Annotated in this window: 18 protein-coding genes; 13 read left to right on the top strand and 5 right to left on the bottom strand. The window is 59.7% G+C overall.

All coding sequences use genetic code 11. From position 1 onward, the window contains the following. Nucleotides 1-38: 38 nt before the first annotated feature. The gene (locus ACI3K0_RS04670) at nt 39-761 is read right to left on the bottom strand and encodes an SDR family oxidoreductase (protein WP_404944997.1); all 723 of its coding nucleotides are present in this window, start codon (nt 759-761) and stop codon (nt 39-41) included. Between the two features lie 111 nt (nt 762-872). Between ACI3K0_RS04670 and ACI3K0_RS04665 the strand changes: the two genes are divergently transcribed. The 9 genes from ACI3K0_RS04665 to ACI3K0_RS04625 all read left to right on the top strand — a co-directional run bounded on the left by ACI3K0_RS04665 (nt 873) and on the right by ACI3K0_RS04625 (nt 11,069). Further along, the gene (locus ACI3K0_RS04665) at nt 873-1,787 is read left to right on the top strand and encodes a LysR substrate-binding domain-containing protein (protein ID WP_404944996.1); all 915 of its coding nucleotides are present in this window, start codon (nt 873-875) and stop codon (nt 1,785-1,787) included. A gap of 121 nt (nt 1,788-1,908) precedes the next feature. Further along, nucleotides 1,909-3,072 carry an aminodeoxychorismate synthase component I gene (locus ACI3K0_RS04660; protein WP_404944995.1) on the top strand — a complete coding sequence of 388 codons (1,164 nt, stop codon included), beginning with the start codon at nt 1,909-1,911 and terminating at the stop codon, nt 3,070-3,072. Next, nucleotides 3,057-3,689: an aminotransferase class IV family protein gene (locus tag ACI3K0_RS04655; RefSeq protein WP_404944994.1), complete on the top strand. Its 633-nt coding sequence runs from the start codon at nt 3,057-3,059 to the stop codon at nt 3,687-3,689. The genes ACI3K0_RS04660 and ACI3K0_RS04655 overlap by 16 nt, the downstream gene beginning before the upstream one ends. A 72-nt stretch (nt 3,690-3,761) precedes the next feature. After that, entirely contained in the window at nt 3,762-4,673 is a 912-nt protein-coding gene (locus ACI3K0_RS04650) for a heme-dependent oxidative N-demethylase family protein (RefSeq protein ID WP_404944993.1), read from the top strand. Between the two features lie 153 nt (nt 4,674-4,826). After that, nucleotides 4,827-6,278 (top strand): homospermidine synthase, encoded by a 1,452-nt coding sequence (locus ACI3K0_RS04645; RefSeq protein WP_206823076.1) that lies wholly within the window; start codon nt 4,827-4,829, stop codon nt 6,276-6,278. Between the two features lie 173 nt (nt 6,279-6,451). Beyond that, the gene (omp10, locus tag ACI3K0_RS04640; RefSeq protein WP_148143492.1) at nt 6,452-6,814 is read left to right on the top strand and encodes an outer membrane lipoprotein Omp10; all 363 of its coding nucleotides are present in this window, start codon (nt 6,452-6,454) and stop codon (nt 6,812-6,814) included. A gap of 217 nt (nt 6,815-7,031) precedes the next feature. After that, the gene (locus ACI3K0_RS04635; protein ID WP_404944992.1) at nt 7,032-8,945 is read left to right on the top strand and encodes a 5'-nucleotidase C-terminal domain-containing protein; all 1,914 of its coding nucleotides are present in this window, start codon (nt 7,032-7,034) and stop codon (nt 8,943-8,945) included. Nucleotides 8,946-9,116: 171 nt separating this feature from the next. Further along, nucleotides 9,117-10,151, top strand: coding sequence for a ferrochelatase (gene hemH, locus ACI3K0_RS04630; RefSeq protein WP_404944991.1), 1,035 nt, complete (start codon nt 9,117-9,119; stop codon nt 10,149-10,151). Nucleotides 10,152-10,379: 228 nt separating this feature from the next. Beyond that, a complete protein-coding gene (locus tag ACI3K0_RS04625) occupies nt 10,380-11,069 on the top strand; it encodes an SDR family oxidoreductase (RefSeq protein WP_404944990.1) in 690 nt (229 codons plus the stop codon). 15 nt (nt 11,070-11,084) lie between these two features. On the opposite strand, the gene queE is transcribed toward ACI3K0_RS04625, so the two are convergent. From queE to queC, 3 genes are read right to left on the bottom strand one after another with little or no spacing between them, the layout of a single operon-like run. Continuing rightward, the gene (gene queE / locus ACI3K0_RS04620) at nt 11,085-11,819 is read right to left on the bottom strand and encodes a 7-carboxy-7-deazaguanine synthase QueE (protein ID WP_404944989.1); all 735 of its coding nucleotides are present in this window, start codon (nt 11,817-11,819) and stop codon (nt 11,085-11,087) included. Further along, nucleotides 11,816-12,172: a 6-pyruvoyl trahydropterin synthase family protein gene (locus tag ACI3K0_RS04615; RefSeq protein WP_404944988.1), complete on the bottom strand. Its 357-nt coding sequence runs from the start codon at nt 12,170-12,172 to the stop codon at nt 11,816-11,818. The genes queE and ACI3K0_RS04615 overlap by 4 nt, the downstream gene beginning before the upstream one ends. Next, nucleotides 12,172-12,897, bottom strand: a complete 726-nt coding sequence (gene queC / locus ACI3K0_RS04610) for a 7-cyano-7-deazaguanine synthase QueC (protein ID WP_404944987.1) — start codon at nt 12,895-12,897, stop codon at nt 12,172-12,174. The genes ACI3K0_RS04615 and queC overlap by 1 nt, the downstream gene beginning before the upstream one ends. Nucleotides 12,898-13,034: 137 nt before the next feature. Between queC and ACI3K0_RS04605 the strand changes: the two genes are divergently transcribed. Together ACI3K0_RS04605 and ACI3K0_RS04600 are read left to right on the top strand one after the other, a co-directional pair. Beyond that, on the top strand, nt 13,035-14,066 hold the full coding sequence (locus ACI3K0_RS04605; protein ID WP_148143507.1) for an SPFH domain-containing protein: 1,032 nt from the start codon (nt 13,035-13,037) through the stop codon (nt 14,064-14,066). Nucleotides 14,067-14,070: 4 nt separating this feature from the next. Then, a complete protein-coding gene (locus tag ACI3K0_RS04600; RefSeq protein WP_206823057.1) occupies nt 14,071-14,535 on the top strand; it encodes an NfeD family protein in 465 nt (154 codons plus the stop codon). Nucleotides 14,536-14,593: 58 nt separating this feature from the next. Here the strand turns inward: ACI3K0_RS04600 and ACI3K0_RS04595 are convergent, their stop codons facing one another. After that, on the bottom strand, nt 14,594-16,456 hold the full coding sequence (locus ACI3K0_RS04595; protein WP_404944986.1) for a M3 family oligoendopeptidase: 1,863 nt from the start codon (nt 16,454-16,456) through the stop codon (nt 14,594-14,596). Nucleotides 16,457-16,634: 178 nt separating this feature from the next. On the opposite strand from ACI3K0_RS04595, the gene ACI3K0_RS04590 reads away from it, so the two are divergent. After that, nucleotides 16,635-18,215, top strand: coding sequence for a sigma-54-dependent transcriptional regulator (locus tag ACI3K0_RS04590; protein WP_404944985.1), 1,581 nt, complete (start codon nt 16,635-16,637; stop codon nt 18,213-18,215). Nucleotides 18,216-18,416: 201 nt separating this feature from the next. Beyond that, nucleotides 18,417-20,273 (top strand): DUF882 domain-containing protein, encoded by a 1,857-nt coding sequence (locus tag ACI3K0_RS04585; RefSeq protein WP_404944984.1) that lies wholly within the window; start codon nt 18,417-18,419, stop codon nt 20,271-20,273. Nucleotides 20,274-20,304: the final 31 nt, after the last annotated feature.

Below are 20,304 nucleotides of genomic sequence, written 5' to 3'. Positions count from 1 at the left end.
CTCAATGATTGCGTGATCGGGTCCAGTCCGGATGGGGATCAGTAGGAAGAGCGTGTCGGGCGCACGACGATCTCGTTGACGTCGACATCCTCGGGCTGCTCGATGGCGAAGCGCACCGCGCGGGCGATTGCATCAGGCTTGAGGGCGATGGCCCGGTAGGTCTTCATGCCTTCCGCGGCAACCGGATCGGTGATCGTGCTGGCCAGCTCGCTTTCCACCACGCCGGGATGGATGCAGGTGACGCGCAGCCTGTCGTTTTCCTGCCGTAACCCATCCGAAATGGCCCGCACGGCGAATTTCGTGGCGCAATAGACGGCCGCCGTCGGCACGACCTGGAGTGCACCGATCGAGGCTATGTTGATGATGTGGCCCGAGCCGCGTTCCGTCATCTCGGGAAGGACGGCAGCCACGCCGTGAAGAACGCCCTTGATGTTGACATCGACCATGCGGTCCCATTCGTCGACCTTCATCGAGGCCATGGGTGACAAGGGCATGATGCCGGCATTGTTGACGATGACGTCGACGCGGCCGAATTCTCTTCTTGCAGCGTCGGCAAAGGCTGCGACATCGGCGCGGTTCGTCACGTCGAGCCTGCGGGTCATGACTTTGCCGCCGTTCTGGCGGATTTCATCGGCCAGTTCTTCGAGACGTTCGGTACGTCGCGCGCCGAGCACCACAGTTGCTCCGGCCTTTGCCAGTTCACGCGCAATTCCTGCTCCGATGCCGCTGGAAGCGCCGGTGATGAGAACAACCTTTTCCATGACATTTCCTTCCATGTTTGCCGCTTGATTGCGGTTGCCAGAAAGGTAGTCGCAGTGCATTGTTGCGATAAGTCGCTTAGTGTTTTCCAGTTTGGTAAGTGAAGCTAACCAATGTTGCCTGACTTCAATGCCCTTGCCGCTTTCGTTATCGTTGCCGAGGAGAAGAGTTTTCGCGCTGCGGCGGATCGGCTGGGCGTCACGCGCTCGGCAGTCAGCCAGACGATCCGCAAGCTGGAGGAAGCACTTGGTATTGCTGTGGTTTCGCGCACCACCCGCAGCGTTGCCCTGACCGAAGCGGGCGAGCGGCTTTATGCGGAAGTGGCGCCGGCATTTTCCGGTATGCAGTCAGCTATCGAGACGGCAGCAAGCCTGCGGGACAGGCCGCGCGGGCAATTGCGGCTTGCAGTCTCGTCCATCGCCGAGAGTTTTCTGTCCGGGCCGATGCTTGCTTCCTTTGCGGAAAGCAATCCTGAGGTCAGGCTGCATGTCACGGTCACCGACGAGGAATTCGATATCGTCGAGGAGGGCTATGATGCCGGCGTGAGGCTAGGGGAGGTGATTGCCCAGGACATGATCGCGGTTCCGGTATCGGGCGAGCAGCGCCAGCTTGCCGTCGCATCGCCGGACTATATCAAGCGCTTCGGGGTGCCCGCTCATCCGCGCGAACTGACCGAGCGCCGCTGCATCGGCTGGCGCAAGGCCCCCAACCTGCCGGCTTATCGCTGGGAATTCGAGGAAGACGGGCGGGAAATTTCCGTCGCAGTCAACGATGCGATCACGACGACCGACATGGCGTTGATGATCAAGCTCGCGGTCGCCGGCGCCGGCATCAGCTTCGGCATGGAGGACAGTTTTCGGGCAGCCATCGAACGCGGAGAGCTTGTGCCGGTTCTCGAACGGTTCTGCCCTCAATTTCCGGGTTTCTATCTGTATTATCCCAGCCGCCGCAACATGGCGCCGAAACTGCGTGCGCTGGTGGATCACCTGCGTGGTTTTCGCCAGAGCCAAATGCTTTCAAACGGATGAGATGCGGCAGTGGATTTCGCAGTCCGCGCTTCAAACTGTGCGACGGCGGTGTTATGGCGCGTGAGATCCGCAATGCTGGCGGGATCAGGGAACAGGCAGGGAGCGGTCGCGACTAAGGGACATGGATCGGAATTCTTCTCCCTATATTCTGTTTCGTGATGATCTTGCCGAACGGCAGCTTCTGTTTGCGTCTCCGGTCGAGCTGGTTGTCGCGCGCAGTGTCGATGAGGTCATTCCGGCTTTGCTGCGGCTGGAAGAATGCAGGGCTTCCGGCAAGTGGCTTGCCGGTTATCTCGCTTACGAGGCCGGTTATGCTTTCGAGGAAAAACTTCGAGCGCTTGTGCTGGAGGGGCGTGAGACGCCGCTTGTCTGCATGGGCGTGTTTGATGGACCGGTCGAGGATGGCGATCTCCGGCTGAAGCCGCCGGTAGGGCTCAAGTCCGACGCGACCTTGAGCGAGCCGCATGCGGCCTGGAACGAAGAGAGTTATGCCGCCCGTTTTTCCGTCCTGCATGATCACCTGCGCAAGGGAGACTGTTTTCAGGGCAATCTCACCATGCCGATAGAAGCGCATTGGCCGGGGGATGCGCGGGAGCTGTTCTGGTCGCTGATCGCGCGCCAGCCGGTCCGTTACGGAGCGCTTGCCGAGCTTGGCGGTCCCGCCATCGTCTCGCGGTCGCCGGAATTGTTCTTCTCCGTCGACGAGAATGGCTGGATCGAGACCCATCCGATGAAGGGGACGGCCGCACGCGGCGCTACGCCCGAGGAAGACGAGGCGATCAAGCAGCAGATGCTGGCGGATGAAAAGACGCTGGCGGAAAACCGGATGATCGTCGATCTGTTGCGAAACGATATCTCGCATGTCAGCGAGGCGGGCACGCTTTTGGTGCCGAAACTGTTCGACATCGAGACCTATCCGACCGTGCACCAGATGGTGAGCCATGTCCGCGCCCGGCTTTTGCCGGATGCGGGTCTGCCGGAGATCATGCGGGCGCTGTTTCCCTGCGGGTCGATCACCGGTGCGCCGAAGCTTTCCGCCATGACGATCCTGCAAAAGCTGGAAAGGGTGCCGCGGGATGTCTATTGCGGCGCGATCGGCTGGTGCGATCCGGCGGGGCCGATGCGATTTTCGGTGGCTATCCGCACTATCAGCCTTTTTTCCGGCGGAAGGGCGGTTTTCAATGTCGGCGGCGGTATCGTCTTCGATTCGATGCCGCAGGCGGAATATGAAGAGTGCCTGTTGAAGGCCAGGTTTGCGGTGGGAGACCAATGGATTTCTCGTTGATCGAGACGATGCGCTGGACGCCCGAGGACGGGTTCGTCCGTCTGGAGCAGCATTTGCGCCGTCTCAGCCGTTCCGCGGATGCGCTCGGCTTTCGCCAGCCGCAGGATGCACGCAAAGCGCTCGATGACGCCGTCGATGGCGAGGAACCGCTGCGTGTCCGGCTCGTCATGTCGTTTCGCGGCAAGATAGAGGTGACGACCGCGCCCTTTGTTATCCAGTCTCCGGAGACCGTCTGGAAAGTCAGGATCGGGGCGACGAAGCTGAGGTCTGACGATCCGCTCTATCGTCATAAGACCTCACGGCGCGAGCCTTATGAAGCCGCGCGTGCCGAGTTTTCCGCTGACGAGGCCGACGAAGTGCTTTTGACCAACGAGCGCGGCGAGATGTGCGAGGGCACGATCACCAACCTGTTCGTTGAGGATCTGGAGGGCATGCTCATGACCCCGCCGATCACCAGCGGCATCCTGCCCGGCGTGCTGCGCGCCGACCTGATCCGCGAGCGTCGCGCCAAGGGGGCGGTTCTGAAACCTGCCGATTTGCAGGAGGCAATGACGGCCGGGCGAAAGATTTTCGTCGGTAATTCGCTTCGCGGGCTTATTCGGGCCGAGTTGCTCTGATCTGTTCCAAAGCGCTTGAAAAGACGCGGTCTTAAAACGACACTGCGGCAAACAGGAGACGTCGCGGATCCGATGCCTGCCCCTATAGCCCCGACCTACACACCTTACGACGGTTCGTCGAAACCCTTCACGATCGGTCTTTTGCAACTGGAACCTGAGCGCTGGATCGAGCCCGATGGCGATCTAGCAGAGCAGGTATTGCTGAAACGCAATCTGGTGGCGGAGCATGGCGAGCTTGTGCTGCGCGCCGAGGCGGGTACGCAGGAGGCACAGCAGGAAGTTCTCGATCTCCTGATCGACTATCTGCCGCACTATCATCCGGAGAATTACCGTCTGGTTGGCAATGATGTGCGCATCGCGGGCCTCGATCCGGATATTGCGGATCAAGAGATGATGCCGCTGCATCGGGCCGGACTGCTGGTGCAGGACGATCTGGTGATCATGCGCAAAGGCGAAAACGGATGGCGAATTGCCGCGGCATTTCTGGCCTTCCCATCGTCCTGGCGGCTATCGGAGAAATTCGGCCTGTCGATGGATGAGGTGCATGCACCGGTGCCGGGTTTCGAAGGCGGCAGCCGCAATGCCGGGCTGATCAACCGGATGTTCGACAATCTCTCCGCGGACCGGATCGTGGTTCGCTGGAACTGGTCGGTGAACTGGTCGCATGCGCTGTATCACCCGGATGCGAAATCGGCAGAGGAGAAGCGCGGGGTTTCTGCAGACAGGGCCGTCATCCGGGTGGAGCGTCAGACACTACGCAAGCTGCCGGTTTCGGGCGATATCCTTTTCACCATTCGTATCTATCTCGATCCGGTTTCAGTCATTCTTGCGCAGCCGAATGCAGTGGAACTTGCAGCCTCGATGGCGGAGCAGCTGGAAGCGATGTCGGATGTAGAGGTCGCCTACAAGGGGCTGACGGAAAAGCGCGTCGAGCTTGTCGGTTTGCTGCGCCGAACGGAGCCGGTTAAGACTTTGGCAGAATAGTATGCTGTCCTTGTCGCGATCCCGGCACAAGCCCTTTATTGTGACTGATTTTTGTGATCTAGGGCCGCGCATCAGAACAGCGTCACACTCGCTGATTATGCGTGAAGCCAGGCTGCGGTTTGCATAGAGCAGTCGATTTTTAGGGAGTATGACATGTCGGATACCAACTACCCGGTCCATGCTGAAATTACCGGCCCGATCGTGATGATCGGCTTCGGTTCGATCGGTCGCGGCACGCTGCCGCTGATCGAGCGCCATTTCAAGTTCGACAAGAGCCGGATGGTGGTCATCGACCCGCGCGAAGAACCTTCCGACATGGAAATTCTTGCCAAGCACGGTGTTCGCCACATCAAGGAACACGTCACCAAGGACAATTACAAGACGCTTCTCAAGCCATTGCTGGACGACGGCAAGGGCGGGCAGGGTTTTTGCGTCAACCTATCGGTCGATACTGGTTCGCTTGACCTGATGAAGCTCTGCCGCAAGCTCGATGTTCTTTACATCGATACGGTCGTCGAGCCGTGGCTTGGCTTCTATTTCGACAAGAGCCTGAAGAATTCAGACCGCACCAACTATGCGCTGCGCGAAACCGTGCGCCATGAGAAGAAGAAGAACCCGGGCGGCACGACGGCTGTTTCCACCTGCGGCGCAAACCCGGGCATGGTCTCCTGGTTCGTCAAGCAGGCGCTGGTCAACCTCGCCAACGATACGGGCCTGAAGTTCGACGAGCCGGATCAGAACGATCGCGAAGGCTGGGCCAAGCTGATGAAGAAGCTCGGCGTCAAGGGCGTACATATTGCCGAGCGCGATACGCAGCGCACCAAGCATCCGAAGCCGCTCAACGTGTTCTGGAACACATGGTCTGTCGAAGGCTTCATCTCGGAAGGTCTGCAGCCGGCCGAACTCGGCTGGGGCACCCATGAAAACTGGATGCCGAAAAACGCCAAGAAGCACAAGAAGGGCTGCAAGGCCGCCATCTATCTGGAGCAGCCGGGCGCCAATACCCGCGTTCGCACCTGGTGCCCGACGCCCGGCCCGCAATACGGTTTCCTCGTCACCCATAACGAGTCGATCTCGATTGCCGATTACTTCACGGTCGAGAAGGACGGCGAAGTCGTCTACCGCCCGACCTGCCACTATGCCTATCACCCGGCCAATGACGCCGTGCTTTCGCTGCACGAGATGTTCGGCAATGGCGGCAACCAGCAGCCGGTCCTCCACGTTCTCAACGAGGACGAGCTTGAGGATGGCGTCGATGAACTCGGCGTGCTGCTCTACGGCCACGAAAAGAACGCCTACTGGTTCGGTTCGCGCCTGTCGCTGGAAGAAACCCGCCGCATCGCGCCTTACCAGAACGCCACCGGTCTGCAGGTGACGTCGGCTGTTCTTGCCGGCATGGTATGGGCGTTGGAAAATCCGAAGGCAGGCATCGTCGAGGCCGACGAGGTGGATTACAAGCGCTGCCTCGAAGTGCAGACGCCTTACCTTGGCCCGGTCGAAGGTCATTACACCGACTGGACCCCGCTCGAAGGTCGTCCGGGTCTCTTCCCTGAAGATATCGACGAGAAGGATGCCTGGCAGTTCAAGAACATTCTGGTGCGGTAAGCACTGGCTTGTTGCCGATCTTTTTGTGTATTTTGGAAACGCCCGCGCAAAAGCGGGCGTTTTCTGTAGAGACAGAATGTCCCGACACTGTACAAGCTGGCGGCTTGCCATAGATGAAGCGGGACGCCATGGTCCTTGTTACGTATGACCGAGCGAATCGCGGGAGATAAATCATGAAACTGAAAATGGGCTTTGCGCTGATCGCAGCTGCCAGTCTGAGTGCTTGCGTGTCCTCGCCGCCGCCACGGCAGATGGCTGCGGCCCCGCAGCCGCAGGGCGTCGAAGGAAGCTGGGTCGATCCGAACGGCATCGTCTCGACCTTCCAGGCGGGGACGTTCAATACCCGCGCCAGTGACAGCAACGCGCTGCTGGCATCCGGTACCTATACGACGCTTTCGCCAACGCTGGTTGAGATCAACATGACCTCTCTGGTGCGCAAGACCCAGTCGCGCGTCAACTGCTCGCTCGTGAGCACCAGCCAGCTCAACTGCACCCAGGATAGCGGCGCGCAGTTCTCGCTGACGCGACGCATCTGATTTTAGCGCACAACATTCGAAGTCTCTTGAGAACCCTGCGCAAGCGGGGTTTTCGCGTTATGGAGGCAAAATGATGCAGTGCGCTCTTGTCATATTTGCCTTGAAACCGATTTTGCTTGGTGAAAGCATGCAGTGCACAATCACTGTCACGCTGAAAAGTTAAGACAATCGGGAACAGCCGTGCGTTCTGCACGGTGATTAAACAAGGAGAGAAATGATGATGAAGACTATGGGATTAGGGCTGTTGACCGCATCGGTCATGGCCTTGTCGAGTGGTGTGGCGTTTGCCGACTACGAACTCAATATCCTGCACATCAACGATTTCCACTCCCGTATCGAATCCGTCAACAAATTCGATTCCACTTGCTCGGCCGAAGAAGAAGGCAAGGGTGAGTGCTTTGGCGGTGCAGCCCGCCTGCTGACCGCGATCAACCAGACGCGCGATGCGATGAAGGCCGACAACAAGAATGTCCTGCTACTCAATGCCGGCGACAACTTCCAGGGCTCGCTGTTCTACACGACCTACAAGGGCGCCGTCGAAGCCGAAGTCCTGAATGCTATGAAGTTCGACGCGATGACCGTCGGCAACCATGAATTCGACGATTCGGACGATGTTCTCGCCACATTCCTCGACAAGATCCAGTTCCCGGTTGTGACCGCAAACGTCGTTGCTTCCGCAGCTTCCAAGGTCGGTGACCGCATCAAACCCCATATCGTTCTCGAAGTCGGTGGCCAGAAGATCGGTATCGTTGGTGCCGTGACCAACGACACGCCGGAAATCGCAAATCCCGGTCCGAACATCACCATTGCCGACGATATCGCCAAGATCACCGAAGCCGTACAGGCGGTGAAGGCAGAGGGCGTGACCAAGATTATCGCGCTTACTCATGTCGGTTATCCGCGTGACCTCGCCTACATCGCCAAAATCCCGGATGTCGACGTCGTTGTCGGCGGCCACACGCACACGCTTCTTTCGAACACCGTCAAGGGTGCCGCCGGTCCTTATCCGACCTGGGTGGATAATCCGGGCGGCTACAAGGTTCCGGTCGTGCAGGCCTTCCAGTACAGCCGTTACCTGGGCGACCTGAAGATCGTGTTCGACGACAACGGCGTGGTCAAGTCGGCCGAAGGCGAACCAATCCCGGTCGATGTCAAGTTCCAGCCGAATGCGGACATGGTCAAACGCGTCGACGAGTTGAAGGCGCCGATCGACGAGCTGAAGAAGAAGGTCGTCGGCTCGACCGAAACGGCGATCGAGGGCGACCGCAAGATTTGCCGCGCAGCCGAATGCTCGATGGGCAACCTGCTTGCCGACGCCCAGCTCGATCGCGTCAAGGATCAGGGCATCACCATCTCCATCCAGAACGGCGGTGGTCTGCGCGCCTCCATCGATTCAGGCGAAGTGACGATGGGTGAAGTGCTGACCGTTCTTCCCTTCCAGAACACGATCGCCACCTTCCAGCTCAAGGGCTCCGACATCGTCGTCGCGCTTGAAAACGGCGTCAGCCAGATCGATGATGGCGCAGGCCGCTTCCCGCAGGTCGCAGGCATGAAGTTCTCCTTCGACAAGTCGAAGCCGGTCGGCTCGCGCATCAGCGACGTGCAGGTCAAGGAAGGCGAAGCCTTCGTGGCGATCGATCCGAACAAGGTCTATGGCGTCGTCACCAACAACTATGTTCGTGGTGGCGGTGACGGGTTCAAGATCTTTGCGACTGCTGCGCAAAACGCCTATGACTTCGGTCCCAACCTTGAGCAGGCGGTTGCCGATTATCTTACGGCTCACAATCCCTACAAGCCTTACACGGATGGACGCATCACCGACCTGACGCCGGCTGGCTACACGCCGCCTCCGCCGCCGGCCCCGGCTGCTGCTCCGGCTGCTCCTGCACCGGCAACCACTGCCCAGGCTCCCGCTGCAACGGCTCCGGCCGCAGTCGAAGCGCAGGGGCAGACAACTCCGCCGGCTGCGGGTCCGAGCAAGTACACGGTCGTAAAGGGCGACTCGCTGTGGAAGATCGCTGAAAGCACTTATGGTGACGGCGAGCGCTGGACCGAAATTGCTAAGGCCAACAGCCTGCGTCATCCGAACCTCATCCAGGTCGGCGCAGAGCTGGAACTGCCGGCCAAGTGAGGTTCTTGATCCCGGTCAAGGCCGGGATTGATAAACTAAATCATTGGATCGGGACAAATTGTCTCAGCGACGATTGCGGCTCGGGGTTTCCCGAGCCGTTTTTTGTTTCTAAATGATCCGCAGCCCGTCGATCGCCGTAATGGTTTCGGTTCGCATATCTGGAAAGCTTTCATGAGCACGTCTTCTGCCTCCATGCCCGCATCCCATCCGTCCGTTTCCTTTGGCAAGGTCGGCGTGCTGCTGGTCAATCTCGGCACGCCCGATGGTACCGACTACTGGTCGATGCGGCGTTATCTCGCCGAATTCCTGTCCGATAGCCGCGTCATCGAATGGTCGAAGCTCTACTGGTATCCTATCCTCTACGGTATCGTGCTCAACAAACGCCCTCAGAAGGTCGGCAAGGCCTATGAGGAGATCTGGAACAAGGATCTCAACGAAAGCTATCTGCGCACCTATACCCGCAATCAGGGTGAGCTGATGGCCGAGCGGCTGAAGGATCTGCCGAATGTCGTGGTCGACTGGGGCATGCGCTACGGCAATCCGTCGATCGCTTCGAAGATCGATGACCTGAAGGCGCAAGGCTGCGACCGGATCGTGCTTTTCCCGCTTTACCCGCAATATGCGGCAGCGACGACCGCGACCGTCAACGACAAGGCGTTCGAGCACCTGATGAAGATGCGCTGGCAGCCTGCCGTGCGCACGGTGCCGACCTATCACGACGATCCAGTCTATATCGAAGCGCTCGCCAATTCGGTACGCCAGACGCTTTCTACGCTCGACTGGGAACCGCAACTCCTGATCACCTCGTTCCACGGCATCCCGCAGTCCTATTTCAAGGCCGGCGATCCTTATCAGTGTTTCTGCCAGAAGACGGCGCGGCTGTTGCGCGAAAAACTCGGCTATCGCGAGGATCAGTTACGGATCACCTTCCAGTCGCGTTTCGGCCCGGAAGAATGGCTTCAGCCCTATACGGACAAGACGATGGAAGGGCTGGCGGCAGAGGGCATCAAGCGTGTCGCCATCATGAACCCGGGCTTCGTTTCGGATTGTCTTGAGACGCTGGAAGAAATCGCCGGCGAGGCGGGTGAAATCTTCATGCATAACGGCGGCGAGAAATTTGTTCACATCCCCTGTCTGAACGACAGCAAGGGCGGCATGGATGTGCTGGAAACGGTTGTGCGGCGGGAGCTGCAGGGCTGGGTTTGATTGGTAGAGTGCGCTCTTAGAGAGAGCCTCTGCCCCTCACCCTAACCCTCTCCCCCCAAGCGGGGAGAGGGGACGTGCCCTGCCTGATGCTCGAGAGGGACGGAGGCATTGCGGCTCGCGTCCTTCTCCCCGTCATTACGGGGAGAAGGTGCCGGCAGGCGGATGAGGGGCAGCGCCAACGCTCAAGATGACGCTTACAGCGAAGCCAGTTAGCCAAAGGAATATCCCATGAAAAAGGCAATCATCACCGGCGGAGCAGGGCTGATCGGGGCTGGAATTTGCGAGGCGCTGGTTGCCCGTGGTTTCGAGGTTGCCTCTTTCGACCTCTCCGGCAAGACCCACGCTGTCGAGGGTGTTCGTGCCCTCGAATGTGATGTTGCAGACGAAGCCTCAGTCGAGATCGCGGTTGCCGAACTCGGCTGGGACCGGCTCGATCTGCTGGTCAACAATGCTGGTGCCACAGGCGGGGCGCTCGGCACCTCCATCCTCGAGATGTCCTATCTCGACTGGCGCCGTGTGATCGACAGCCATTTGACCGGCGCCTTTTTGATGACGCGGGCCGTCGTGCCGTTGATGAAAACCGGCGGATCGGTGGTCAACATGGCTTCCACCCGCGCCTTCATGTCCGAGCCGAATTCGGAAGCCTATGCGGCGTCCAAGGGCGGGCTGGTGGCGCTGACCCATGCGCTCGCGGTCAGCCTTGGTCCGACGATCCGGGTCAATGCGATCGCTCCGGGCTGGATCACCAACGAGATAAATCTGAGCCATGAGGACGAGGCACAGCATCCCGCCGGCCGCGTCGGGCGACCGAAGGATATTGCCGATGCCGTGCTTTATCTCGACGGTGCCGGTTTCGTCACTGGTCAGGTGCTGACCGTCGATGGAGGCATGACGAAGAAGATGATCTACGCCGAGTAGGTATCTGGGGCGCCGTCAGACGCCCCGCTTGTTGCCCCAGAGCAGAACGTGAAGCTGCGGCAAAACCGTTGCCGAAAACCAGCGGTCAGCCGTCACCTTGTCGACCAGCCACAACATCCGGTCCATGATGCCGTCGAGATCGATGCGGGCATCGTCGTCTTCCGGCGGCGGCGGCGTGTGGTTGCCGGGCTGCAGATAGACGGGCAGTTCCGGAAAGCGCAGCGACGCTTCCCTGGCGAAGGCATAATCGGCATCGTCGAAAATGACGAATTTGAGCGCGATGCGCGGCGCTTTTCCCGCCGCTTCAAGACAGTCGGCCAAAACGTCCCAATCCGTTTCCATTCCGCTCGAAGGCGGTTTGGGCGAGAGCACGAGCACGTCAAGATCAGCAAACCAGTCGCGGGCGATGCTGCCCTGGGTTTCGATGGCGAAACGGTAGCCGTCGTTCTTGCCCCGCCGGATCAGGGATTTCAGTGGCTGGATGGCCGGATTGCCGCCCGAAAGCGACACCATCAGTGGCATTCCGCCCGAAAGTTCCCGCACTTCCTGCCAGATCGCGTCGGCCTCCATCGGTGTCCAGTCTTGGCGATAGGCGCTGTCGACGGCATGCAGAGTATCGCACCACGAGCAGCGATAATCGCAGCCGCCGGTGCGCACGAAAACGGTCGGCTGGCCGATCAGCATGCCTTCGCCCTGAATGGTCGGGCCGAAGATCTCGCTGATCCGGATCGTTTCTGCGGATGCGGTCATGGTCTGTACTCAGCCCAGGTCTTGGGCGTTTCGCTGACCTTGACGGCCGAAGTTTCGGGCAGGCGTTCCTTGCACCAGTCGTAAAAATGCTTTGCCAGATATTCCGACGTTACGCTGTCGTGGCCCAGAACCTCGTTCAGGTGCCGGTGATCGAATTCGTCATCGATATAGCGCTTCAGCGGTGCCAGTTCGTGATAGTCGCGAACGAACCCATCCTCGTTCAGGTCGGCGCAGGCGAGTTCGACCACGACGATGTAGTTATGGCCGTTCAGGCGGGCGCATTGATGGTCTGCCGGCAGATGCGACAGCTGGTGAGAAGCGGAGAAGTGGAATTCCTTGGTGATGCGATACATCAGCGGACCTCCTCTGCCTTAAATTCCGGGGCCTTGAAACCTTCGGTCGCGGCCTTCCAGAAATCCGGGTCTTCGTAATCGGTCGGGTCGGTGACACCGGCGAGGTGGAAGGCTTCGCGGCGTTCGACACAGGTGCCGCAGCGGCCGCAATGGCGATCTCCGCCCTTGTAGCACGACCATGTCTCGACGAAGGGCGTGCCGCGCCTTGCGCCATCTGTGACGATGTCGGCCTTGGAGCCTGTGACATAAGGAGCGAGCAGTTTTACCGAGGCGTAGCCGTCCAGTGCGTGGCGCTGCATCGTGTCGAAACTGTCGATGAAGCCGGGGCGGCAGTCGGGATAGATGAAATGGTCGCCGCCATGCACGGCGATCGCCACAGCATCGGCGTTTCGGGCGGCTGCAACGCCGAAAGCAATCGTCAGCATGATTGCGTTACGGTTTGGCACGACGGTAATGCGCATCGTCTCTTCGGCATAATGGCCGTCGGGAACGTCGACATCATCGGTCAGCGCCGAGCCGGTGAGCTGGCTGCCGATGGCGCGCATGTCGATGATCTGGTGGAAAACGCCGAGGCGTTCCGCTGCCGCCGCGGCAAATTCCAGCTCCTTCCTGTGGCGTTGGCCGTAGTCGAAGGAGATGAGGCCCATGAGCTCGCCCTTGGCGGCGATGTTGTGGGCAAGCGAAACGGAATCCAGTCCGCCGGAGCAGACGACGATAGTCTTCATGATTGGTGTCCTTGTTTTATCCGGGTAGGCTGCGACCGGTCTTCGGGTGCCTTCTAGACTACCTTCCTGTGCTTGTGAATGGTGCTGTGGTTGAATAGGATTGCCGCGATTTTAAGCAATTCATAAGGGAGGCTCTTATGGGCTTGGGTGGTTTCGATATTTTCGTCATCGTTGTGGTGATCCTCGCGATCCTGCTCCTCTTTGCATTGGTGAAGACGGTACCGCAGGGTTACGCTTATACGGTCGAGCGTTTCGGCCGTTACACGCGTACGCTTCAGCCGGGGTTGAACATTCTCACACCGTTCATCGAACGCATCGGCGCGAAGATGAACGTGATGGAACAGGTGCTCGACATTCCGACACAGGAAGTCATCACCAAGGACAATGCCAGCGTGGCCGCCGATGCCGTGGCCTTCTACCAGGTGCTCAATCCGGCGCAGGCGGCCTATCAGATCGCCAATCTGGAAAATGCTATCCAGAACATCACGATGACCAATATCCGCTCGGTCATGGGCTCCATGGATCTCGACGAATTGCTGTCGAACCGTGATGTCATCAACGACAAGCTGTTGCGCGTGGTCGACGAGGCAGTGCACCCGTGGGGCATCAAGGTCACCCGTATCGAGATCAAGGACATCCAGCCACCGAAGGATCTGGTGGAATCCATGGCGCGGCAGATGAAGGCGGAACGCGAAAAACGTGCGCTGGTGCTCGAAGCCGAAGGTGCGCGTAACGCGCAGATCCTTCGGGCGGAAGGTGCAAAGCAGGCTGCAGTTCTTCAGGCCGAAGGCGAGCGCGAAGCGGCGTTCCGCGAGGCAGAAGCACGCGAGCGTCTGGCCGAAGCCGAAGCGAGGGCGACTCAGTTCGTCTCGGAAGCCATTGCTGCCGGTGACGTGCAGGCGATCAACTACTTCGTTGCGCAGAAATACACAGAGGCGCTGGTGGAGATCGGCAAGGCCAACAATTCCAAGATCGTGCTGATGCCGCTCGAAGCTTCGTCGCTGATTGGCTCGCTCGGCGGCATCGGCGCCATCGCCAAGGAAGTATTCGGCGACGGCAATGGCCCGGCACCGTCCACTCCTCGTACTCAACAGCCACGTCCGGCGCGCAGCACGCCGACGGTAACCGCCGTGGTGCCGCCATTCACCCCGCCGACCTCCGAGAGGTGATGTGATGGTGGTTGAACTCTGGAACAGTCTCGGTCCCTGGGGCTGGTGGATTGTCGGTATTGCGCTGCTGGTGCTGGAACTGCTGGTACCCGGCGTATTCCTGATCTGGATAGGTGCCGCTGCCGTGGTGCTCGGCGCGCTGTCGCTGGCACTCTGGGACGCCGAATTCTGGGGCTGGCATGTCCAGCTTCTGCTGTTTGCCGTTCTGTCGGTCCTGTTCGCGGTGATCGGCCGGCGGATTTATAACGGCAAACGTACGACAAGCGACGAGCCCTGGCTCAACCGTCGCGGCGAAAGCCTCATCGGTCGCACGGCGACGCTTTCCGAACCTATTCAGGAAGGGCGCGGACGGATCAGGCTCGATGATACGATGTGGTCGGTCATGGGCCCGGATCTGCCGGTCGGCTCCCGCGTCCGCGTCGTCGCTTCGAGCGGGCGGGACCTGACGGTTGAACCGGTGGTAAGGTAGACATTCACTTCAAAAAGAAAACGGCCGGGTCTCCCCGGCCGTTTGTCATTTCAGGCCCTCAGCCCAGTTCCTTATCCAGCGCTTCCAGTTCGTCGATCAGGCCTTCGATCATCGACAGGCCCTTTGACCAGAAGGTCGGGTCGGTAGCGTCGAGGCCGAAGGGTTTGAGGAGTTCGGAATGGTGCTTGGTGCCGCCGGCCTTCAGAAGCTCGAAATACTTGTCCTGGAAGCCGGGCGCAGCGTTCTGGTAGACGGCGTAGAGCGAGTTCACCAGGCAGTCGCCGAAGGCATAGGCATAGACATAGAAGGGCGAGTGGATGAAGTGGGGGATATAGGTCCACCAGCTTTCATAACCTTCCGAAATCTTGATCGCCGGGCCGAGGCTTTCGCCCTGAACCGACAGCCAAAGCTCGCCGATCTGCTGCGATGTCAGCTCGCCTTCCTTGCGGGCCATGTGGACCTTGCGCTCGAACTGGTAGAAGGCGATCTGGCGCACGACCGTGTTGATCATGTCCTCGACCTTCTGGGCGAGCATCGCCTTGCGCTCACGCTTGTCCTTGGTTTTCTCCAGAAGCGTGCGAAAAGTCAGCATTTCGCCGAAGACGGAGGCGGTTTCGGCAAGCGTCAGCGGCGTCTGGCACATCAGTGCGCCCTGTCCACCGGCGAGAACCTGATGCACGCCATGGCCGAGTTCGTGGGCAAGCGTCATCACGTCGCGCGGTTTGCCGAGATAGTTAACCAGAACATAAGGGTGGGCAGACGGCACGGTCGGATGAGCAAAGGCTCCGGGCGCCTTGCCGGGACGCGACGGCGCGTCGATCCATTCTTCTGCAAAGAAGCGGCCGGCGATATCGGCCATTTCCGGCGCAAAGGCACCATAAGCGGAAAGCACGGTCTCCTTCGCGGTTTCCCACGGAATGACCGCCTTCGGCATTTCCGGCAGCGGTGCGTTGCGGTCCCAGTAGTTCAGCTGGTCCACGCCGAGCCATTTTGCCTTCATCGCATAATAGCGGTGCGACAGGCGCGGATAGGCATCCTGAACGGCGGCGGCCAGCGCATCGACCACGTCACGCTCGACACGGTTGGCAAGGTGGCGGCTGTCGGCGATATCCTCGAAGCCGCGCCAGCGGTCGGAAATATCCTTGTCCTTGGCGAGCGTGTTGGTGATCAGGGTGAAGACACGCAGGTTGTCGCTAAAGGTTTTCGACAGGGCACTTGCGGCCTTGGCGCGGATGGCCGGATCGGCCTCCTGCAGCATGTTGAGCGTGACTTCGAGCGGCTGCTTTTCGCCGTCGATATCGAAGCGCAGTTCCGCCATGGTCTCGTCGAACAGGCGGTTGAAGGCAGAAGCCGAGGTCATCGATTTTTCGAGGAACAGCTGTTCCAGCTTGTCATCCAGCTGAAAGGGCTTGTCCTTGCGCAGGTCGACGATCCAGGGGCGATAATGGCCAGCCGTCGGATCGCGATCCATGCAGGCATCCATCACGGCGTCGTCGACGCGGTTTAGTTCCAGCGCTAAGAACAGAAGGTGCGACGAGATATCAGTGAGTTTCGACTGCACGTCACCGAAGAATTTGCCGTTGGCCGGGTCGGACGTATCGGAAAAGTAGGTGAGGCCGGCGAATGAGCCGATCTTGCCGAGGAGATCGTCGAGCGCTTCGTATTCCTTGAGCGCTTCGCCGATACCGCCTGCGCCGGTCTTCGTCGCTGCCTCGGCCAGCTTGCCCTTCCACTTGTTTTCAAAAGCGAGCGCGTCTGTTTCGGATTGCTTCAGGTCGGCTGTAAAGGCCGGTGCATCCTTGGCGGCATAGAGATCGGAAAGCTTCCAGACGGGCAGGAGACCAAGCGCGGGATCCGTTGCGCCGCCACCGGCCGCCGGTGCGGCATGTGCAATTTCAGACAGCGCTATGCGATTTTTCATGGTCTTTCCTTCCCTCAACCGGGTACTCGAATGGGTGCCAGATGGGTAGCATTTCAACCCTTCTGCCGCCACCCGTCCGTTTTCCGTTCAGACTGTTAAAATGTGAGCTTTTCTCAAAAGGGGATGTTCAAGCCTATCTGGCACAACTTCCAGCATAAGAGCCCGCAAAGGGTGCACGATGAACGTTGCCGGGAGTTCACAAATGTCTGCTCATATCCTTGTCGTCGATGACGATCCCATTCAGCGCCGCCTTCTGAAGAATGCAGTCGAGCGGCAAGGTTATGTCGCGCATCTGGCCGAAAACGGGAAGGTCGCGCTGGATTTCCTCAGTCGCACCAGCGGCGATGTCAATGTCATCGTACTCGACCTGATGATGCCGGAAATGGACGGGCTTTCCTTCCTCGCCGCACTGCGCGAGATGGGCGTCCAGACCCCGGTCATCGTGCAGACCGGACAGGGCAGCATCGAATATGTCGTCCAGGCCATGCGGGCAGGGGCTTTCGATTTCGTCGTCAAGCCGGTCTCGCCGGAACGGATCGCGACCTCCATCGCCAACGCATTGAAGCTCGATTATCGCGAGGGCAAGGCCAAGGTTGGCCGCCGTCGCGCCGGTGTCGTCGGTTTCAACGACATCGTCTCGGCAAGCCCTGACATGCTGCGTGTCATCGATCTGGCGCAGCGCGCGGCTCATTCCAATATCCCTGTCGTGCTCGAAGGTGAATCCGGCGTCGGCAAGGAAATGATCGCCCGCGCAATTCAGTCGGGCAGCGATCGTGCCGGCAAGCCGTTCATCACCGTCAACTGTGGAGCGATCCCGGCCAATCTGGTCGAGAGCATCCTTTTCGGTCACGAAAAAGGTGCGTTTACCGGAGCGACAGAGCGTCACACAGGCAAGTTCGTCGAGGCCGATGGTGGCACGCTTTTCCTGGATGAAATCGGGGATCTGCCGCTCGAAGTTCAGGTCAAACTGCTGCGCGCGGTCCAGTCGGGCGAGATCGAAACGGTCGGCGCTGGCCGCGTTCACAAGGTCAATGTGCGGCTGATTTCGGCCACCAACAAAGACCTGATCGAGGAGGTTCGCGCCGGGCGTTTCCGCGAGGATCTCTATTATCGCCTCAACGTTTTCCCGATCACAATTCCGGCTCTGCGTCGCCGCAAGGAAGACATTCCGCATCTGGTGCGCGTCTTCGCCGAGCGCTTTTCGCTGGAGCAGAAGCTGCCGCAGAACCTCAATGTCAGCGCCGGTGCGCTGGCGCTGCTGACGGCTTACGACTGGCCGGGCAATATCCGTCAGCTCGAAAACGCCATCTTCCGGGCCATCGTGCTTGCGGAAGGTGATGAGCTTACAGAGCTTGATTTCCCGCAGATTGCGGCCCAGGTGCCGGAATTCCGCACTCCCGAACTGGTCGCGACTGCCACGACACAAATGTCTGCTCCTTCATCGGTCCTACGCCCGATCATCGAAGATCTGGGCTTCCCGCAGCCGATGCTGCCGCCTCGTACCACACGGCCGGATCCACGCGCGCTTCTGGCTGCCGCCTACCCGGCATCGGACAATGTCATCGTCAGCACCGACGACACGGGTGAGGTGAGAAAACTTGCCGATGTGGAAGAGGAACTGATTCGTTTCGCGCTGAAGTTCTACCGCGGCCAGATGAGCCAGGTGGCGCGAAAACTCGGCATCGGTCGTTCGACGCTTTACCGCAAGCTGAAGGATTACGGTATCGATCCGGATGACCCACTCAAGGAAGCAGCCTGATTAGAGAGTGTTAATTTTCAGGCAAGGAAGCGATGGCAATTTCTGTCAATCTCTCTTTAGCACATCATTGACTATAAGAGAGATGCTTGTACATGTGTGGCAGATTTGCCATCGTGTGACCGCAATTGTCAGCCAAATGGGACAACGAGGGACGTTGTCTGCAGGACGGGGATCGCTTTGCCTGATTTGAATGCAAAAGAAATGCCTTCGGGCACAGGCGTTCATCGCCTCGTCCTAAAGGCCTTTCAATCGCTGACCAGGCGTGCCGCTCAAGGTGCGGCACTTGCTGTCGTTGCCGCTTCCATCTGGTCTGTGCATGTGTCCGAGGCGGCTGCGGAAAACCGCAGCCTCAAGCTCTATTTCATCCATACCGGCGAAAAGGCCGAGATTACGTTCAAGCGTAACGGCCGCTTCGATCCCAAGGGTCTCCAGCAGATCAACAACTTCCTGCGCGACTGGCGCAAGAACGAGCCGACAAAGATGGACCCGCGTCTTTTCGATCTCGTCTGGGAAGTCTATCGGCGCAGTGGCGCAAAAGATTACATCCACGTCGTCTCTGCCTATCGTTCGCCGACCACCAACGGCATGCTGCGCGGTCGCTCGCGCAATACCGGCGTGGCGAAGAACAGCCAGCACATGCTCGGCAAGGCCATGGATTTCTACATTCCCGGCGTGAAGCTTGCGACGCTGCGTGCGCTCGCGATGCAGATGCAGGTCGGTGGCGTCGGCTTCTATCCGACATCCGGTTCACCTTTCGTGCATCTGGACGTCGGTGGCGTGCGTGCATGGCCGCGTATGTCGCGCCAGGAGCTGGTGCAGATTTTCCCGAAGGGCAATACGCTGCATCTTCCGGCAGATGGTCAGCCGCTTCCAGGCTATGATCAGGCGCTCGCAGATTACAAGAAACGTGTCGGTTCAAGCTCGATCGAGATCGCATCGACGGCCGGCGGCGCGCCCGCTGCTGAACGCAAGCGCCGCGGCTTCCTCGCAACTCTCTTTGGCGGCGGTGCCGACGAAGAAGAGGATAATGGTGAAAGCAGCACGCCAGCCATTGCGTCGCCGCGGCCCTCCGCGCCTGCAAGCCGGCCGGCTGATGCAGAGGACGAAGCACCTGCCGCCGCTCCGCTGCCGGGTGTGATGGTCGCTTCGGCCCAGCCTCAGCAGGCGCCGCAGCCGGAGAATATCACGGCGCCGGTTCCCGCTTCACGCCCAGCCTTCCGCCAGGACGGCCCGGGTGCACTTGCAACTGCTCTCTATTCGCAACAGCGTAATCCTGCCCAGGAGGCGCTTGCGCTTCAGGCCGCTGCGGCTGTTAACAGCAGGCCTCAAGGTGAAAGCTTCGAAGATCTGACGAAATACGCCGTTCCGGTGCCGACCTTGCTCGGTTCGCGCGGGACGAAGGCTGATGCCGACACATCAAACATGATGGCGTCGCTGGGCGATGTTCCGCCTTCGCTGCAGGATGTGTCGGGCGTACCGCTTCCTGCTCACCGTCCGGCTGTCGCGCAGGTTGCCGCAATGGTGCCAGCTCCGCAACCGGCGGAACGGGCAAGGGAAAATGAGCAAGCCTTGACGCCTGAACTGGTCGCAGCCCTTTCCCGCAGTGTCGATGATGATCGCAGAGCAGCGGCCGGTATTCGTGCTGTCAGCGATGAGGCCGGTGCTACTCCGGCACCTTTGCATTCTCAGGCGCGCAAGCCGACGGAAGTTGCAGCACTACCGAAAAAGGTTATCCAGGCACCTTCGGCTTCCGGTCATTTCGGCGATGGTTTCGATACGCCCAAGTGGGTCGCTGCAGCAGCTTCCGCAGTGCCGACCAAGGGTGGCCGATCGACGAAGCCTGACCTAGCACCGGCTTCCGGCAACCTGACCAAGGATACGCTGGAGAAATGGGCGCTGGACAACAAGCGCTCGGGCGACGTGGTTTCGATGAAGGCGCCGCGGGTGGTGACCCGCACGCTGAACAGCGAATATTCGGCGGCCTATGCGAGCGAGGGCTTCAAGCCGGTTGCTGCCGCAGTGAAGATCGATCCCAATCGTTTCAGCGGCTCCAACTGATCCCCGTTTTGAAGCTGATTGATGCTCGGCT

It is taken from the genome of Rhizobium sp. ZW T2_16 (genome assembly GCF_044987325.1).
GTDB classification, from domain to species: Bacteria; Pseudomonadota; Alphaproteobacteria; order Rhizobiales; family Rhizobiaceae; genus Neorhizobium; species Neorhizobium cellulosilyticum.
This window is presented reverse-complemented; position numbering and strand designations above follow the sequence as displayed.

Coding starts and splice junctions, on each gene's coding strand:
- ACI3K0_RS04595 (WP_404944986.1), bottom strand. CDS start 16,456: ATGAAAAATCGCATAGCGCTGTCTGAAATTGCACATGCCGCACCGGCG.
- omp10 (WP_148143492.1), top strand. CDS start 6,452: ATGAAACTGAAAATGGGCTTTGCGCTGATCGCAGCTGCCAGTCTGAGT.
- ACI3K0_RS04660 (WP_404944995.1), top strand. CDS start 1,909: ATGGATCGGAATTCTTCTCCCTATATTCTGTTTCGTGATGATCTTGCC.
- ACI3K0_RS04585 (WP_404944984.1), top strand. CDS start 18,417: ATGCCTTCGGGCACAGGCGTTCATCGCCTCGTCCTAAAGGCCTTTCAA.
- ACI3K0_RS04670 (WP_404944997.1), bottom strand. CDS start 761: ATGGAAAAGGTTGTTCTCATCACCGGCGCTTCCAGCGGCATCGGAGCA.
- ACI3K0_RS04645 (WP_206823076.1), top strand. CDS start 4,827: ATGTCGGATACCAACTACCCGGTCCATGCTGAAATTACCGGCCCGATC.
- ACI3K0_RS04605 (WP_148143507.1), top strand. CDS start 13,035: ATGGGCTTGGGTGGTTTCGATATTTTCGTCATCGTTGTGGTGATCCTC.
- ACI3K0_RS04655 (WP_404944994.1), top strand. CDS start 3,057: ATGGATTTCTCGTTGATCGAGACGATGCGCTGGACGCCCGAGGACGGG.
- queE (WP_404944989.1), bottom strand. CDS start 11,819: ATGACCGCATCCGCAGAAACGATCCGGATCAGCGAGATCTTCGGCCCG.
- ACI3K0_RS04600 (WP_206823057.1), top strand. CDS start 14,071: ATGGTGGTTGAACTCTGGAACAGTCTCGGTCCCTGGGGCTGGTGGATT.
- ACI3K0_RS04635 (WP_404944992.1), top strand. CDS start 7,032: ATGATGAAGACTATGGGATTAGGGCTGTTGACCGCATCGGTCATGGCC.
- ACI3K0_RS04650 (WP_404944993.1), top strand. CDS start 3,762: ATGCCTGCCCCTATAGCCCCGACCTACACACCTTACGACGGTTCGTCG.
- ACI3K0_RS04625 (WP_404944990.1), top strand. CDS start 10,380: ATGAAAAAGGCAATCATCACCGGCGGAGCAGGGCTGATCGGGGCTGGA.
- queC (WP_404944987.1), bottom strand. CDS start 12,897: ATGAAGACTATCGTCGTCTGCTCCGGCGGACTGGATTCCGTTTCGCTT.
- ACI3K0_RS04615 (WP_404944988.1), bottom strand. CDS start 12,172: ATGTATCGCATCACCAAGGAATTCCACTTCTCCGCTTCTCACCAGCTG.
- ACI3K0_RS04590 (WP_404944985.1), top strand. CDS start 16,635: ATGAACGTTGCCGGGAGTTCACAAATGTCTGCTCATATCCTTGTCGTC.
- ACI3K0_RS04665 (WP_404944996.1), top strand. CDS start 873: ATGTTGCCTGACTTCAATGCCCTTGCCGCTTTCGTTATCGTTGCCGAG.
- hemH (WP_404944991.1), top strand. CDS start 9,117: ATGAGCACGTCTTCTGCCTCCATGCCCGCATCCCATCCGTCCGTTTCC.